At 47.3% G+C, this 15,735-nt stretch carries 13 protein-coding genes; 9 read left to right on the top strand and 4 right to left on the bottom strand.

Annotated elements, in window-relative coordinates:
• The first annotated feature begins 285 nt into the window (after positions 1–285).
• From ACWHYD_RS06565 to ACWHYD_RS06555, 3 genes are all read left to right on the top strand, one after another.
• A complete protein-coding gene (locus ACWHYD_RS06565) occupies positions 286–1,425 on the top strand; it encodes a sigma-70 family RNA polymerase sigma factor (RefSeq protein ID WP_447965115.1) in 1,140 nt (379 codons plus the stop codon).
• A gap of 706 nt (positions 1,426–2,131) precedes the next feature.
• Positions 2,132–3,082: a UDP-3-O-acyl-N-acetylglucosamine deacetylase gene (gene lpxC / locus ACWHYD_RS06560; RefSeq protein ID WP_447965114.1), complete on the top strand. Its 951-nt coding sequence runs from the start codon at positions 2,132–2,134 to the stop codon at positions 3,080–3,082.
• A 129-nt stretch (positions 3,083–3,211) separates the two neighbouring features.
• Positions 3,212–3,751: a hypothetical protein gene (locus tag ACWHYD_RS06555; RefSeq protein ID WP_447965113.1), complete on the top strand. Its 540-nt coding sequence runs from the start codon at positions 3,212–3,214 to the stop codon at positions 3,749–3,751.
• A gap of 112 nt (positions 3,752–3,863) precedes the next feature.
• Here ACWHYD_RS06555 and ACWHYD_RS06550 read toward each other — a convergent pair whose 3' ends face one another.
• Complete coding sequence (locus tag ACWHYD_RS06550; RefSeq protein WP_447965112.1) at positions 3,864–5,507, bottom strand: pyridoxal phosphate-dependent decarboxylase family protein; 1,644 nt, start codon at positions 5,505–5,507, stop codon at positions 3,864–3,866.
• A 155-nt stretch (positions 5,508–5,662) separates the two neighbouring features.
• Between ACWHYD_RS06550 and ACWHYD_RS06545 the strand changes: the two genes are divergently transcribed.
• On the top strand, positions 5,663–6,436 hold the full coding sequence (locus tag ACWHYD_RS06545) for a DUF6445 family protein (RefSeq protein ID WP_447965111.1): 774 nt from the start codon (positions 5,663–5,665) through the stop codon (positions 6,434–6,436).
• 412 nt (positions 6,437–6,848) lie between these two features.
• Here the strand turns inward: ACWHYD_RS06545 and ACWHYD_RS06540 are convergent, their stop codons facing one another.
• Entirely contained in the window at positions 6,849–8,195 is a 1,347-nt protein-coding gene (locus tag ACWHYD_RS06540) for a POT family MFS transporter (protein ID WP_447965110.1), read from the bottom strand.
• Between the two features lie 122 nt (positions 8,196–8,317).
• Between ACWHYD_RS06540 and ACWHYD_RS06535 the strand changes: the two genes are divergently transcribed.
• Positions 8,318–10,285 carry a TonB-dependent receptor plug domain-containing protein gene (locus tag ACWHYD_RS06535; protein ID WP_447965109.1) on the top strand — a complete coding sequence of 656 codons (1,968 nt, stop codon included), beginning with the start codon at positions 8,318–8,320 and terminating at the stop codon, positions 10,283–10,285.
• 168 nt (positions 10,286–10,453) lie between these two features.
• Positions 10,454–11,440: an HDOD domain-containing protein gene (locus ACWHYD_RS06530; RefSeq protein ID WP_447965108.1), complete on the top strand. Its 987-nt coding sequence runs from the start codon at positions 10,454–10,456 to the stop codon at positions 11,438–11,440.
• A 26-nt stretch (positions 11,441–11,466) separates the two neighbouring features.
• On the opposite strand, the gene ACWHYD_RS06525 is transcribed toward ACWHYD_RS06530, so the two are convergent.
• Positions 11,467–12,618, bottom strand: coding sequence for a diguanylate cyclase (locus ACWHYD_RS06525; RefSeq protein ID WP_447965107.1), 1,152 nt, complete (start codon positions 12,616–12,618; stop codon positions 11,467–11,469).
• Positions 12,619–12,842: 224 nt separating this feature from the next.
• Between ACWHYD_RS06525 and ACWHYD_RS06520 the strand changes: the two genes are divergently transcribed.
• Both ACWHYD_RS06520 and ACWHYD_RS06515 read left to right on the top strand, forming a co-directional pair.
• A complete protein-coding gene (locus tag ACWHYD_RS06520; RefSeq protein WP_447965106.1) occupies positions 12,843–13,610 on the top strand; it encodes a TrmH family RNA methyltransferase in 768 nt (255 codons plus the stop codon).
• Positions 13,611–13,690: 80 nt separating this feature from the next.
• Positions 13,691–13,948 (top strand): DUF1653 domain-containing protein, encoded by a 258-nt coding sequence (locus ACWHYD_RS06515; RefSeq protein WP_447965105.1) that lies wholly within the window; start codon positions 13,691–13,693, stop codon positions 13,946–13,948.
• A 271-nt stretch (positions 13,949–14,219) separates the two neighbouring features.
• Here ACWHYD_RS06515 and purE read toward each other — a convergent pair whose 3' ends face one another.
• Positions 14,220–14,708: a 5-(carboxyamino)imidazole ribonucleotide mutase gene (gene purE, locus ACWHYD_RS06510; protein ID WP_447965104.1), complete on the bottom strand. Its 489-nt coding sequence runs from the start codon at positions 14,706–14,708 to the stop codon at positions 14,220–14,222.
• A 249-nt stretch (positions 14,709–14,957) separates the two neighbouring features.
• Between purE and ACWHYD_RS06505 the strand changes: the two genes are divergently transcribed.
• Complete coding sequence (locus ACWHYD_RS06505) at positions 14,958–15,593, top strand: peroxiredoxin (RefSeq protein ID WP_447965103.1); 636 nt, start codon at positions 14,958–14,960, stop codon at positions 15,591–15,593.
• Positions 15,594–15,735: the final 142 nt, after the last annotated feature.

Here is a 15,735-nt window from a genome sequence, read left to right as displayed (position 1 = left end):
GCTAAACTACCATCTTATAATTCTGGAAAAATTCCACGGATGTCAGTTTTATCCTTTTGTTTCAAATTGTTTTACATTTCATGAAATGAGAGGCTCTTGCCAAACTGTCACAATGAAGGAAACCCAACATTTCAAAATATGGCATTGAGTTGCTTTGCATTGATGGGTGGAAGGTTTAAAACCTAACATTGGCATGTTTTTTGCTTTGAAAGAATTTATCAACTGTTCAACTTGTTGCTGAACTAAATAGGTCACCTGAAAACATAAACCCACAGGGAAACTATTATGGAAAACCAAACCGTTTTGGATGAGCCCACAGAGATCGAACTCACTACCGTAAAAACTGAGGGGATCAAGCCTTCGGGATTCGGGCCAGCTCTCGAATCACTATACTTCCGATCATTTGGCAGTCGGCCTCTTCTTAATAAGGATTCTGAAATCGAATTGGCGAAGGAAATTGATCAGGCGTCCAGAGCAATCCGGCTCATTATCAAGCAGAGCCTTCATCTCACACAGCCTTTAAAAAAGGGACCACAAAGGGATGGGACCATTGCTCTGCTTAAGGAAACATTTGCCTTAAGCGGCCTTTCGGCTCCAGCAATTGAAAAACTAAAATCTGTCCTGTTGGACTTAGGCCAAACCTATCCCTCAGTACACCCATCCATTCAGGATCTCTGTCAGCAACTTCAAAAAGCCAAATTCCAACTAGAAAAAGCGAAATCCGAACTCGTTCAGCGAAATCTTCGCCTGGTTGTCGACATCGCGAAACGCTATACGGGTCATGGCCTAGCCTTTCTGGACTTAGTCCAAGAAGGCAATATTGGGCTTATGAAGGCGGCAGAACGATTTCAATATCGCAAAGGATTTAAGTTCAGCACCTACGCCACGTGGTGGATTCGACAAGGGATTACCCGATCACTCGCTGACCAATCCAGAACCATTCGCGTACCTGTCCATTTAAATGAAATCTCCAACAAGATTGCTCGCGCCTCAAAACGATTGACCCAACAGTATGCCCGCCCGGTTCAGTTGGATGACATTGGAGAAGCACTCAAATTGAGTGTGGAAAAAGTTCATGACACCATTCAAGCATTTCAGGATCCTATATCGCTAGAGACTCCGGTTGGAGATGGAGAAACCTTTCTCACAGACTTCATTCCTGATATGGGAACTTTGACGCCCGATGGACCTGTCTCGCGCCAGGAAACGAACCAACAAGTCGAACGGATCTTGGATTCCCTGACTCCAAGGGAACAAATGGTAATTCGCCTCCGTTTTGGCATTGGCCAGGACGAACCCTGGACCCTTGAAGAGGTCGGCCAAAGTATGTCCGTTACCCGTGAACGTGTCCGCCAAATTGAAGCCAAAGCCCTTCAAAAGTTAAAGGAACCTGCTATGAAGGATTTGTTATTTTCCATTAAGTAAATAATTGTTGCAAACTTTTTCTACTTACCCATGTATTTTGAGACCTCCTGCTTTGAATCTGTTATTTCAAGCAAGGACTTGTCAATCGACCATTCACCGCTTTAACATCGGATAATTCAACTCCTGTTTCATCTATGTGTAAAGACTAGCGCCCTTGTTGCCATCAGACTCTATTTTCAAACTTCGACAAGAATTCAGAAGCCACCTTCAAGAATTCTACACTCATCTCAATTTGGCCCCTCCCTATCACAGCATAGAAAAAGCAGTCCAGCATTTTTCCAATACTCTCAGGACAAGACCTGAAGAATTCTGTCAGGGACTGTTACAAGATACGTCAAAAAAGTGGGCAGTTTTTCAGGAAATTTTCCTAGCCTCTGGCTTACAAAAAAAGCACCGAGGAATCATTGAACAATTAGCTCTTTCTCCTTATTCGGCTGTAGCTGAAGCCCCTGAATCGCGTCGCTTCCTTGAAAATTTCTCAACAAATCCACACGAATCCACTTCTTAACCAACAATTCACACACGGCATTCCAACTCCTCCTCCTTTAATCATTAAACCCTAATTAGTGGAAAAGTATACATTTGTTTGGTTTCTGCAACACATCAGAAACAAAATGATTATTTTGTCCCTAAAAACACTGCCTTTATTTAATCCCTCAATTAGTATAAATTTTGCACATTGAATACTTAAGATTACCGGTTTTTTATGCGTCATCAACAAACTCTCGAAACATCATCTTTTTTATCTGGTATTGGTCTGCATTCTGGCAACCCTGCCTCAATTGCCATTCACCCGGCTCCGGTTAACACCGGGGTGGTCTTTGTTATGAAGCATGATGCTGATCAAATTCAATCATGCCCTGCTGGCATTTCATTTTTAGGCCAGACAGATCATTGCACCACACTTCAAGCTGGTGATTTTGGCATACAGACGGTTGAGCATGTGTTAAGTGCACTAGCCGGCCTGGAAATCGATAATGCTTACGTGGAATTGCTTGGCACCGAAATCCCGGCAGCAGATGGAAGCGCCACACCATTTGTCGACATGGTTTACCAAAGCGGTATCCTCACTCAGGATGTATCACGCAAATACCTTAAAATTGTTCAACCAATCACTGTGGAAGACGATCACCGATCCATCAGTGTCCTTCCCTCGGCACTTCCCCAAATAACCTATAACATTGATTTCCCTCATCCCCTTATACAACAACAAGAATATCACCATTTTTGTACGCCTCATGAGTATAGTAAAAATATTGCCGGAGCCCGTACCTTTGCCTTTCAAAAAGAAGTCGAATTTTTATGGTCCCGAGGACTGGGGCTCGGGGGGTCACTACACAATACGGTCGTTTTTTCTGATACCGGATTGGTCAATGATGAGGACCTACGCTTTTCGGACGAATGCGTTCGCCATAAAATTCTCGATCTCATTGGCGACCTGTCGCTATTAGGAGTTCCGGTTATTGGGCATTTCATTGCAAAATGCGCGGGACACGCGCTCCATACCCAATTGGTCCAAGCCATCATGCATAACCCTGACAAGTGGATTATGTTAAATGCTGGAGAAACCGGAAAGGATGGCATTCTCAACGGAAAAAATTTCTGCAATTCAATGATTCACCTCCCTGAACTCCAACCTGCCTTTCATGCGTTCTGACTCCCTCTCCCATGTGCCATGGTATACCCTTAACAATCCTTGCGTTTGATATCTGCCCATCAACAAATAGGAAGAAATCTTTTTCTCCATTGTCTTCATCCCCTGCGCGTGGTAGCGTCTGGGATGACCATGAGTCTCCAATCATTTACCCGCCCCTATCCTACAATCAGCCTTAGAATACTTTTCATAATTTGCTTCTGCCAGTTCCCGTGGACACCCGCCTTAAGTGCTACGCCAATTGAAAATGATCCCAAAGGGTTTTTCGGCAGCCTCTGGGGCCATTCTCTTCGGGAACGCTCAGATCTTAAGCAAATCGACTCACTTAATTCCTTGCAAATCTATACAATTAAACTCGGAGCACCCCAGCTCGGATCCATTGAGTTGGAATCCGTCAAACTCTATACAATAGATGGAAAGTATGTTCGAGCCCTCTTCCATTACAAAGGAGAAGCTACCCATAATTCCCTCTTGCAGTATCTGGAAAATGAATTTGGAAAATCTAACGATCCCTATGGATCCATGATCCGTGGTCAACAGTACAACTGGCGGGGTCCAGATACCGAAATCGCGCTTACCTATCATGGGTTTCGAGATCGGGGAATATTAGCTGTCGAGAGCAGAATTTACGCACCGTTGCTTCTTGACTCACTCTCTAGCGGTACTCTTTAGCACCTCAATTTTCTCTCCCATTAACAAAAAATCATCAAATTTGGCACTCATTAGCCTTCGCATACCTCACACAGAGCCAAGCATGTGAAATTCCGTCTACCTCTCACCTCATTTAGGACAACGTCAGCAACTTTCTGGCCTCTAACACCTTATTAACCACCGCTTCCACATTGTTTTCATCCACAAAGGGCGAAAGAATAAATGATTTCAAGGCCACGATTGGTTCCCCATAATCGGTATGACGGTAGCAATCTGTCAATGAGAGGATTACTCCACGCCCGGCCATGCCTTCCTGATGCACAAAATCAAAAACCTTTCGATTGAACGCATTGTGTTCCAACAGAATGTCACGGAACGCGACATCATGCATCTCCGCTTCCTTTATCTGGAATGTGTCCACCCCTTCGGGATACACCCGAAAGAGAGTGACGGGGCCAAAGTTATCCCGGTTGACCACCGTCATACATTCATGACTCTCCAGGTGCTCCCTCAAAAGTTGCGCCATTTCTACAATATGGCCAATGATGACTCGCAGCCCTTCTTTCCCAAACAATTTCAAGTTTGCCAGGGCAGCAAGCACTCCCCCACCCGATCGTGATGTCTCCAAGGTATACATGCCGGGCCGCTGTTCACCAAATTGGTACAGATAGGGCATTTGATCCGGGGGACGTTGTAGCAAATCGAGATCTTCTTTTTTCCGAACGAGAATTAAGCTTGAAATATAGGGGACAAACCCTGGCTTATGAAAATCAATTCCAATCGAATCTGCCAAAGAGAGATGTCGAATTTTTTTGCAGGCTCCAGCCAAGGCCCGCACAGTCCGAGGACGGAACCCTAACGGATTCGCTTCAAAGGGATAGTCGGTAAAGACGGACCATGCCCATCCAATGACTGCATCCGCATGAATATGGGGACAATAAGGCAGAGAAAACTCCTGGACGAGTTCATTCCGCAACGTCACCATACCTTGGAGATCATCCAGCCCGAATGCATCCGTTGTCCCCAGCGTGGCGATCATGCCGACAATTTTTCGACCCGATTGTAAGGCCTGTACAGCTTGCTCCCGAAGCACCTTGAGATTGATCTCATTGTGAATAGTGGTAGGAATGGTTATAAGATTATGACTCCCCAACCCCAACCACCCTGCAATATTGTAACGACAATAATGACTACTATCGCTTGCAAACACCACCGCATCTTCACGAATCCCGTGCTCCATGGAACCAGGGAGTGATTTTTCCAAGCCTAATTTCATGCCGTACAGCGTGGTTCCCGTTCCGCCAAAAGTAAACATCCCCCCGGCTCGTTCAGAATCATAGCCTAATAATTGAGCCATCATCCCGACCACTTCCACTTCAGCTAAACCCACCCGATGACTATACTCATCCCACGCCAAATTGGGGTTATAGAGTGAAGCGAGCAACACACCAATTAGAGAAGAGATCGTAACGGGGGGAACAACATTTTGCTGTGTCCGCGGGTGCCCCCAAACAGTGAGCCCCGAACAATACTGCACTAACTCCTGGGTGACAGCCTCCACACTTCTGCCCTTTTCAGCTAACCGGCTAAGCCGAGCCGTGTGATAATCCAATTCACCACGTTCACCGAGAATCGGTCGCTCACTCTTCATGGCATCCACTGCTTCAACGGCCCTCATGATGCTATGAACAAAATAGGAATCATGGACTCGGTCAGACACCGGCTGAGGAAAGGCCATGCGAATCTGCTCTAAGACGTTTCTATATATAGCTCCCATGCCTCCAGACTCCTCTCAATGCCTTGCTGGCCTCATAGGGTGATCGTTCTCACTCCAGGCCAATTTTACGTAACCCCCTTGACTCCTCTTGAAACAAGGTTCACTATAGGCCCGTTTTTTTAACGTCATCCTAGCCGAATACCAATAGGGACTCCATGTCCATTTACATTCGCTCGGATCTTCTTGCCCTCAATCCACACCAAACAGTATCAATTCAACGCGTTGGACTGGGACAACATCAGGTCGTGATCGTAGATGATTTCTATCAATACCCTGAAGAAATCCTCAAAATCGCTTTAAGCCTCCCCTATACGGATCGTTTCGAACTCGTAGGGAATTTTCCTGGAGTTCGAGCACGACTCAATTATGAGCACCGAGAACTGGTGGAATCGCTAAGCGCCCTTTGGGGATGCCCTCTCTTCACATTTTTTTCTCCCCAACCAGTCGTCTTTCAAGGTATCAAGACTGACAACTACCGACTAAACGTTGGGCAACGACAACCTCACATCGATCAGGATGTCACCGCCATGGTCTATCTTAATCCTGCAGATTCTTGTGCGGGTGGAACCGGGTTATATCGCCATCGACCGACAGGACTCGAACGGGTACCTCCGATACCGGACGCGACGATCCGACAGCTTGCGAACCAATTGGAACTGAGCGACGAATTTTTTACCAGCCCGGAAGGATATGAAAACTTCCAAAATAGCATGATTTTCAATCCACTTTTCGCTTGTCGAGACAATAGGTATATCAACGACGGAAATGAATATTGGGAATTGCTGAAACTCATCGAAATGCGCCCAAACAGGTTGATGATGTTTGATGGTCGATGTTTTCATTCTCAGTATATCCAATCCGGCCACTACAACCAGGCCTTTCGGGTGAATCAAGTTCTGTATCTTAGTCAAAAAAGAAAATTGCCTTGATTCTTCAATGACCTGTCTTCGGTTTTTCTCCCGTTTTTTTATAGATTTCCCCTCTTCCTTATAAAGCTTGTATCTCCATCAGATGGTTATAGGGTTGTTCGTAGGGCCCTGGTTTACAGGAAGGGGCTGTTGAAAAAAGCCGCCAGCGGCGTTCTCGCCATTTTTCCGTGCTCACGTACTGGAAGTACGCTCTGCGCGCAAAAATGACTGCGACCTTGCTGGACGACTTTTTTGAACCGTCCCGAGGCCTCTAATATGCAACGTGCCTGTGGGTCAATATGCCATTGGAAATTATAATTTTTCAACATTCACAGGAAGGGAAAGAATATTCCCCTACTCCTCTCGGTTATAAGGAAGGATCGTGAGGATTATTAATGTCTGGATGGGCGAGAAACTTGAATCTCCGGTCAGATCATCCCTGTCCTGTTCCCTGCAAATACGTTTCTTCCTCGTAACCTTTTACCACCAAAAGAAACAAGCAGGCCACAAGAAACATGACGCCCGCAAAAAACCAATAGTAGTCGGGACCGGTCAACGCAACAGTCCCATCTGCATTCTGAATCCAGAAGTTCACAAAGGAGGTAAACCCGTTTCCTAAAGACACCGAAAGCAAAAACAAGCCCATGAGAAGCGATTTGAGTTTAAGTGGAGCCTGGGTATAGGAAAATTCGAGACAGGTAATAGACACCATGACTTCCGCAGCCGTAATCACCACGAAGGCCAATAACTGCCAGCCAATTGCTGGCTTCATCCCCAATTCAATCTGTTGCTCAATATAGGCTGAGATCAGAAAAGCCCCAGCCGTCATAAAAAAGCCCAAGGCCATCTTTCTCAATGCTGTGAGGAGGAATATTCTATTCAAAACCGGATAGACCACATAGGTAAACAAAGGAATAAACAGAAGGATCAAGACGGGATTCACTGCCTGAATTTGGGAAGGCAACCATTCAATACCCATCCAAACACGGTTCATGTGTTGGGCCTGAAGAACCCATGCTGAAGCCGTTTGGTCATAGAGAGACCAAAAAAATGCGACAAACACATAAATCCCCGCCAACTTCCCAATCGCTCGCCAGGCCTGTGGGCTTGAAAGCGCTTGAAGCACCCCTGCCCGGTCCGGAGAAATATGGACATAGTGAGTCCGGCCAGACCAAAAAATGATGGTGGCCACAAACATCAAGATGCCAGGCACCCCAAAGGCTAGACCCGGGCCATAATGCTCCAAAAGCCAGGGGGTCAGCATTACAGACCCAAAAGCTCCGACGTTGATGGCGAAGTAAAACCAGGCAAAAGCCTTGGTTAAAAGATGCGCATTGGCAATACCAAACTGATCCCCCAGATTCGCTGATACACAGGGCTTAATGCCCCCGGAGCCGATCGCAATTAAAATCAACCCAAGAAGTAAGCCGAATCGGGTGTGATCGAGAGCCAAAACGACGTGACCCCCACAATACACCAAAGAAAGAAGAATGATCGTTTTATATTTCCCCAAAAAGGCATCAGCCAAGATCGCTCCCAAAAAAGGGAAAAAGTACACTGCCGAGGCAAACAGATGGAAATAACTTTTTGCTTCAGCCTCGCCCATGGGATCCAGGCTTCCCTGGGTATTCAGTAACATCCCGGTCATAAACACGACCAGAATGGAACGCATGCCATAGTAACTAAATCGCTCAGCGCCTTCATTGACAACTAAATGCAGGACCCCCGATGGCATGGAAGCCGTGGTCATGGGTTCTGTTCGATATTCATGTTTTTTCATGAACCAACTTTCATCTGTAAGAAGTGGACAACCATTGAAAATTCGTATAGATCCTATCCGGTGAGAACGGCTGTGTCAGTCCGCCAGGCAAACCTCCGTCCCCACCGGAATGTCATTCTATAATGCCGACCCCATTTCTGCCATTCCCAGGCAAAATTCTCTTGGTCAGTCTTTCAGTTATAAGGATATGGCTTCCCACGCCGGTACAGTCCGGGGAATCATCGGTTCCGACTCTTGATACGATGATTGTCACAGGTTCCGCCCAACCCACCCAATCTCACCAATCAACTCAAAGCATTACGACCCTCAGTGCCGAACAGATTGCCCCCCTTCAGCCCAATCGGGTAACCACCATCCTCCAGCAAGTCCCAGGACTCCATACCGATGAGATGAGCGGGAGAAGTGGAATCAGCTCAGTGTATCTCCGAGGGGCCGATCCCAACTTCACCTTGATTATGCTGGATGGGGTCCCCATGAATGACTCAACCAACCAGCGAGGCGGTTCTGTTGACCTTTCCACTATTCCTATTGATCGGATCGAGCGAGTAGAAATTGTTCGGGGGCCTCTCTCGGCATTTTATGGTTCTGAAGCTATGGCGGGCGCAATCAATTTCATTACCAAATCTGCTTCCACGACTCCCTCCTTTCGCCTTTTGGGCGAAGGAGGTCGATACGATTATCTCAAAGGGCTTGTCCAAACCGGAGGATCACTTGGACCATTGTCCGCCAATCTGACGCTGTCCCATACCCAAAATGGAGAGCAAATCGAGAAAGATTCATTTTTGATGGACTCGGCTGGATGGAATCTTTCCATTCAGACAGATCCCAACTTCGACATTCAACTCAACGGGCAATATACAGATTCAACGGTACGGAGTTTTCCAGAAGGCAGCGGTGGTTCGGAATTTGCTTTGCTCCGGGAAACCGAACGTCGAAAGACCCAAGAATTTCTGACCGGTTTGTCAGCCTCATTTCACATGCCTTCGGGTTGGCAGCATCAGGTATTTCTGAGCGTCACTCGGAGACTTCAAGACGTCTCCAACCCCGGAATTCTTGCGACTCCCGCCACCTATGCCCTGCCTCCGGCTGACTTTGAAACCCTCTACACCCGTTTTCAAACACGCATGACGACAACATGGACGATCAACCCACAATGGAAGTTTTCCCTTGGTGAACAGCTGACTCATGAACGCGGAAGACGGAACGGAACGCAAAACTTGAGTTCCTTCGGAGGCTCCTCCGACCAACCAGATGACTTTGCCATTCGCCGAACACTCGGTGGAACCTTTGCCGAACTCACATCGGTCTTGTGGCAAAAACTAACCCTGAACTCCGGTGTTCGAGCCGATATCTCACAAGGGTTCCAGCCGAAGATTAATCCCAGGATTGGAGCGAAATATCAACTGGTAGACTCAATCCAGATTCGTGGTGGCTATGGAAGGGGGTTCAAATTGCCGAGCCTATCCAGTTTAGGAGACCCCTTAATTGGGAACCCGTCCTTAAAACCCGAAACCAGTGTCGGGTGGGATCTCGGCCTAGACTATCACACATTCGATGAAAGCTTTACCGCAACGATAGAATACTTTCACAACCGGTTCAGGAACCTTATTGACCTCGATCCCGACCTCCTCAACCAAGGAATTATCCGCTTGGCCAATATTGATGAGGCAGAAACCCATGGTTGGAATATTTCCCTGTCTCTTACGCCAATCCCTATTATTACTTTCCAGTCGAGTCTCACCCACCTCACCACTCGAGTGACGGAAACTGGAGATCAACTAAGGAACCGCCCAAAATGGCGCGGATGGCTTGGAGTTACGATGAAGCTATCTTCGACCCTCAATGTCAAAAGCCAAGTTACATGGGTCAGTTCCAGTTTTGATTTTCAAGTTCCTACCCAAACCACACGAGTAGGAGGATTTGCCAAGGCAGACATCACGGTTAATTACCATCCCTTTACCGAATGGAGTTGCTACGCAGCCCTCGAAAATGTCACCAACGCTTCCTATGAACAGTTTGCCGGCTTCCCGGCTCAACCATTCACCTTTCGTTTGGGATTGGAATATAGGCCAGAATTCTCAGTTCAGTAATGATACCGAAAAATATGACAGATACGTCATCACCCCATATCCCCCCATGAATCTATGGCAAGACCCTGCTTAAGCCATGCCTTGTTTTGACCGAAAAAAGGAAAGACGTTAAAGAGGCAACGAAGTTTTGATCTCTATCGCTTTTTTTTATTTCACTAGGATTCTTTCATGCAACTCACACTTCCATTAGATCCCGTTCAAGACGAAGAGCGTTCCACGATTTTTGAGAGGATAAAAGGCTGTAAATCCTTGCCCATTTTGTCTCCCCTGGCCTCGACCATTCTCAAAATGTGCCAAAATGAAAAAACTGATGCCTCAGAATTGGCCACGATCATAAGCCAGGATCCAGGAATGGCCGCTCAAATTTTATTTATGGCGAACTCGGGGTATTACGGTGGCTCTCGACACAAGGTGACCAGCATCGGACAGGCCGTGACTCTGCTTGGATTTTCAACGATCGCCAATCTGGCTTTGTCTTTTTGCTTTTATCGTTTAATCAAAGATATGAAAGAGGTCTCAACTTCCGGGATTGACCATGTAAAATTTTGGCGGCGATCCATTCTGGCCAGTGTGGCAGCTCGTGCCATTGGAAAACACTTTTCTTTTCCAGACGTAGAACTCATGTTTCTTGGTGCCCTGCTTCAGGATATCGGCCTCTTAGCATTAAACGAGGTGGCCTCGGATGAAATTGCTTCGCTCCAGGAACACAATCAGGACAATCATGCCACATTACACCAGTATGAACTAGAACACTTGGGAGTCGATCATTCACAGGTGGGAGCCTGGCTGGCCCAGCATTGGCAACTTCCTGAGGAGTTTCAGGTGGCCATTCTCTATAGCCATACACCTGAATTATTTGAGACTCCGTTGGACTTCCAGCCTCTGATAGATACCGTGGCACTCTCCGGTATCATTGCGGACATCTGGACCAATCCCGATACCAACGCTGCCATTGCCTCAGTACAGAAGAACAGTCAGGGGCGCTTAGCCGTTGAACCGGAAGACTGGGAACCGATTCTGGGGCACATCATGGCAGGAATTCCACAAATTGCCAGTTTTTTCCACAGCCGGATTGGGAACTTTGAAGACATGGCCCACATCCATCAATTAGCCTTACAACAACTGAGCTCTACTGATCCTCAATTATTCGGCTAAACGAAGCTCATACCTACCATTCTGACTCAGTCTTTCTTCCCCACTCCAACATTCTCAGTTGCCAGACACAATTGATTCCGGCCATTGTCCTTTGCCCGGTACAACGCACGATCTGCACGTTCTATCCATGAGAACACGGTTTCCCCAGGGAGTAACTCTGCCAATCCGATCGATGCCGTGACCGGAATAGTGATGTCTTGGTAGGAAAACTCCTCTCCTCTCACAGCATCCAACAGACGCTCACCCAATCGCTGGCTCAGTTCCTCTCCGGCTCCCTGTAGCAAAACACAAAACTCCTCCCCTCCATATCTGGCAATAAAATCCGTTTTTCTGGGAAAGGTCGACACCAGGCGCTTCGCCAGTTGCTGTAACACCACATCGCCTGCCGGATGGCCATAGGTATCGTTGACATGCTTAAAATGATCGACATCAACTATTAAAATACAGGCCAACGTCCCGGAGAAGAAACTCATGCCGGCCGTGCGCTCTAATTGAAGATCCAACGCTCCGCGGTTATAGAGTTGAGTGAGAGCATCCAGCGTCATGAGCTTTCGTGCGCCACCCAGCTCCTCTTCAACAACACGCAATTTTTCTCCAAGACTTTCCAAGCGTTGTTGCTGACGTTCTTTTCGTTCATCCACAAGAGCACTGATACCTTCAACCACAGCCAAGAGGGCTTGTTTCACATCCTGTAAAGAACCGTCCTCGATTGCCGTACGTAATTGGCCCAAATGATTGGATACTTGTTGATCAGTTTCCTGATCCTCCACAAATGTGCGTCCCATGATATTGGTAAATTCGCAAAGAACATTTCGCATATCTTGAAGATTGCGTGTCACATAGGATTTTTCCTGTTGACGATGTCCATTGACAAATTGAGTGAGTGCCCCCCAATCCCGTCGTGGGCTTGCATCGCGATTTTTTGTCCCGTCGCCGATCTGGGCACCCACCAATACATGTCTCGCCCACCGTTCAAACTCCTTTTCTATCTCCTCTTCCGAAAGGTGGTCTAGTTCAATCGCATGACGGCCCAGACATCGCAAAACCCTTGCTAAGGTTTCTGCAGCCTTGTCGGATTCTCCCGATTCTCCTGTAGGCCTAGATTCAATTGCATCTTGCTCCTTTTGGGACCCATTAGCAGATTGATCTTTTTTCCCAATGGACCAAGATCCTAACATGTCGTCCTCCTCTTCAAGTCACTTCTGCCTATATGTGTTTCAGTAAAACATCCAGCGGATGCATGGGCCGAGCGGGGTAACTGTTTCATTCGGTTATCGGCATTTACTCTAGGTCTCTTGAGTCACTTTTTGGTATGCTCTCTCCTAATAACTACAAACAGTAGGCCTAAAGGGATTTCTTGGCCCCCCGTTTACCTCGTTTACTTCAATTTCTCTAAAGGCTCGTGAATCAACCACACCCGATCTCCAGTAGACAAAATGCCCACTTCAAGCGATGGGTATCATTACTTGACTCTCATGGGATTAAACGGCATCGCCTCTGCCTTGTTTCTGGGCATAAACTCCGAAAGGAAATCGGATCGAATTCTGAGGTGACGGTCCATGAAATCTTACTTCCCCCATCGTGGAGCTACAGAGAGGACCTCCCATCTCAGGCCATCCCTTATCAACTGTCTCATTCCCTGTTTCAGGAATTGGACGTCTTTGGAACGAAAGAACCGCTCCTGGTCTGCGGCGTTCCCGAAATGTCTCAGACAAATCTAAGCCGACCTCCAAACGGATTGGAAGTCTTGTGTCCAATTGGAGACCCTGGGAACCTGGGGGCCTTACTCCGGTGCTGTCGAGCGTTTGACGTGCGAACGGTGGTGTTGCTTCAGGAAGCCGTTCACCCCTTCCACCCGAAGGTCATTCGTGCCAGTAGCGGCGCGGTATTTGTCCAATCCTTACAATGGGCAGACTCCATTACCGACCTGAATGCTCCTGACACATTGCAATGGATTACCGCTTTAGATTTGCACGGGACAAATATCTCTACCGTGAAATGGTCTAAGCATGTCCGACTCCTTATTGGAGAGGAAGGCGTCGGTGTGCCACCCTATCAGTTTTCGGAACGCCTATGTATTCCTCAAATCCATCCCTCTATCCCATTAAATGCGACAGTCGCAGGAAGTATCGCCCTCTTTGCCTATCGCCAATACCACTCACAGGACTAATCAATGCCGATCGGACCTTTTGCGAGGCACTTCGTAACCGGTTGTGGCACCATTCGAACAGAACAACACCCATCCATCTTATGAACACACCACACTCCCCTCAAGACCAGAACCTCCCAACGATTCAACCCGGTAGATATCGTCACTATAAAGGGAAAGAATACCAGGTCATTGGCGTCGCCAAACATTCCGAAACAGAAGAAGACCTCGTGGTCTACCGCACACTCTATGGCGATTGCGGCCTTTGGGTCAGACCGGCCAAGATGTTCAGTGAGAAAATTGAAATGGAGGGAAAAATAATCTGCAGATTTGAAAGGATCGACGATGTAAAAAACTAAAATAGACGGCACGACCATCAAAACGTGATGAGATGACTCGTAACTCGTCTGGTCAGACAGAATGTCTTTCCTCTTCGGATTCAAGAAAGGCGATTTACATCGTGGTACTCATCCCTCCCAATTCTGGGATGGGTTGCCTTGTCAATATCGGGCAGCCGGACATGATATCCAACACGCTGGCTCGGGAGGCTTCCATGCACTCTCCTCACTAAGCGCCCTGCCTGTCATACACCTTTTTTCGCAAACTATTTGCGAAATTCTCCACCGACACTCACAACTGTTCTGCTAATACCGAACGCGTTTGTTCTTCTCGATACGCTTGTAACCGTCTGGAGAGGGAATCATCTGCCAATGCTAAAATCGCAGCAGCCAACAACGCCGCATTCACGGCACCCGCGCTCCCTATCGCCAAGGTTCCTACAGGAATACCTCTGGGCATTTGAACAATCGACAAGAGGGAGTCGAGGCCTTGCAAGGACTTTGATTGCATGGGAACACCCAACACTGGCAATTGGGTTTTCGCCGCAATCACTCCGGCTAATTGGGCTGCCCCCCCAGCCCCGGCAATAAACACCTGCACTCCACAAGATTCCGCCTCACTGATAAACTCCAACAAAGCATCCGGAGCCCTATGCGCAGAGAGGACCCGACTCTCATGGTTAATATGCAGCTTAGTGAGCGTCTCACTGGCCAACTGCATAATTTCCCAATCCGATTGACTCCCCATGATAATCGCGACCTGAAATGATGACTCAGCCATAACCTCTTGTACTCCTTCTTAATTTGTTATTCTCATATGACAATGGATGGGGAAAAAGTCCATGTCTCAATTAAACGGGCTTACCTTAGAGCATTTCGACCCAAGTTGACCATATAACGAGAACTGTCTTACACTAAAATGCCTCTGAATTTTTTGAGGAAATTCCCAATAGGAGCCAACCAATTTTCTCGCGGGTTTTCTACCGCAGAGATATATTACTCACTTTATTCATAATGGGAGAGAAATAATATGGCAATACGTCTTGGAGATGAAGCACCAAATTTTACAGCAGAAACGACGCAAGGCACCGTGAATTTTCATGAATGGCTTGGGGACGGATGGGGCATACTCTTTTCGCATCCCAAGGATTTCACCCCGGTTTGCACCACGGAATTGGGAACAATGGCGAACATGACAGAGGAGTTTAAAAAACGAAACGTGAAAGTGTTAGCTATCAGCGTGGATCCGCTCGACTCTCATAATGGCTGGGTCAAGGACATTAATGAAACTCAACACTGCACGGTGAGTTATCCCATTATTGCCGATCCAGAAAAAAAAGTCGCGAATCTCTATGACATGATTCATCCCAATGCCCTCGACAATATGACCGTTCGCTCGGTATTCGTGATCGGACCAGATAAAAAAGTCAAATTAACCCTGACCTATCCGGCCTCAACTGGCAGAAATTTCAATGAAATTCTTCGTGTGATTGACTCACTGCAACTAACCGCCAAGCATAAAGTTGCCACTCCTGCAAATTGGAAAGACGGAGAAGACTGTATCATCACGCCGGCTGTGACGGATGCAGAAATCCCCGCGCTATTTCCGAAAGGTCATCGTGCGGTGAAACCCTATCTTCGCTTCACCCCGCAACCCAACCGCTAGAGCCCCCCAAAAACTGAGGCAGCGCCACACAAGTGTGGCGCTGCCCGTGATTCATCCATTCCTTGTCTTCCCCTCCCCTGACAATTTCTGATCTGGCAAGTCCGTCTTATGGTTCATAATGCAGCATTTCTATTAAGCAGGA

Source organism: Nitrospira sp. Ecomares 2.1, from assembly GCF_965152585.1.
This window is presented reverse-complemented; position numbering and strand designations above follow the sequence as displayed.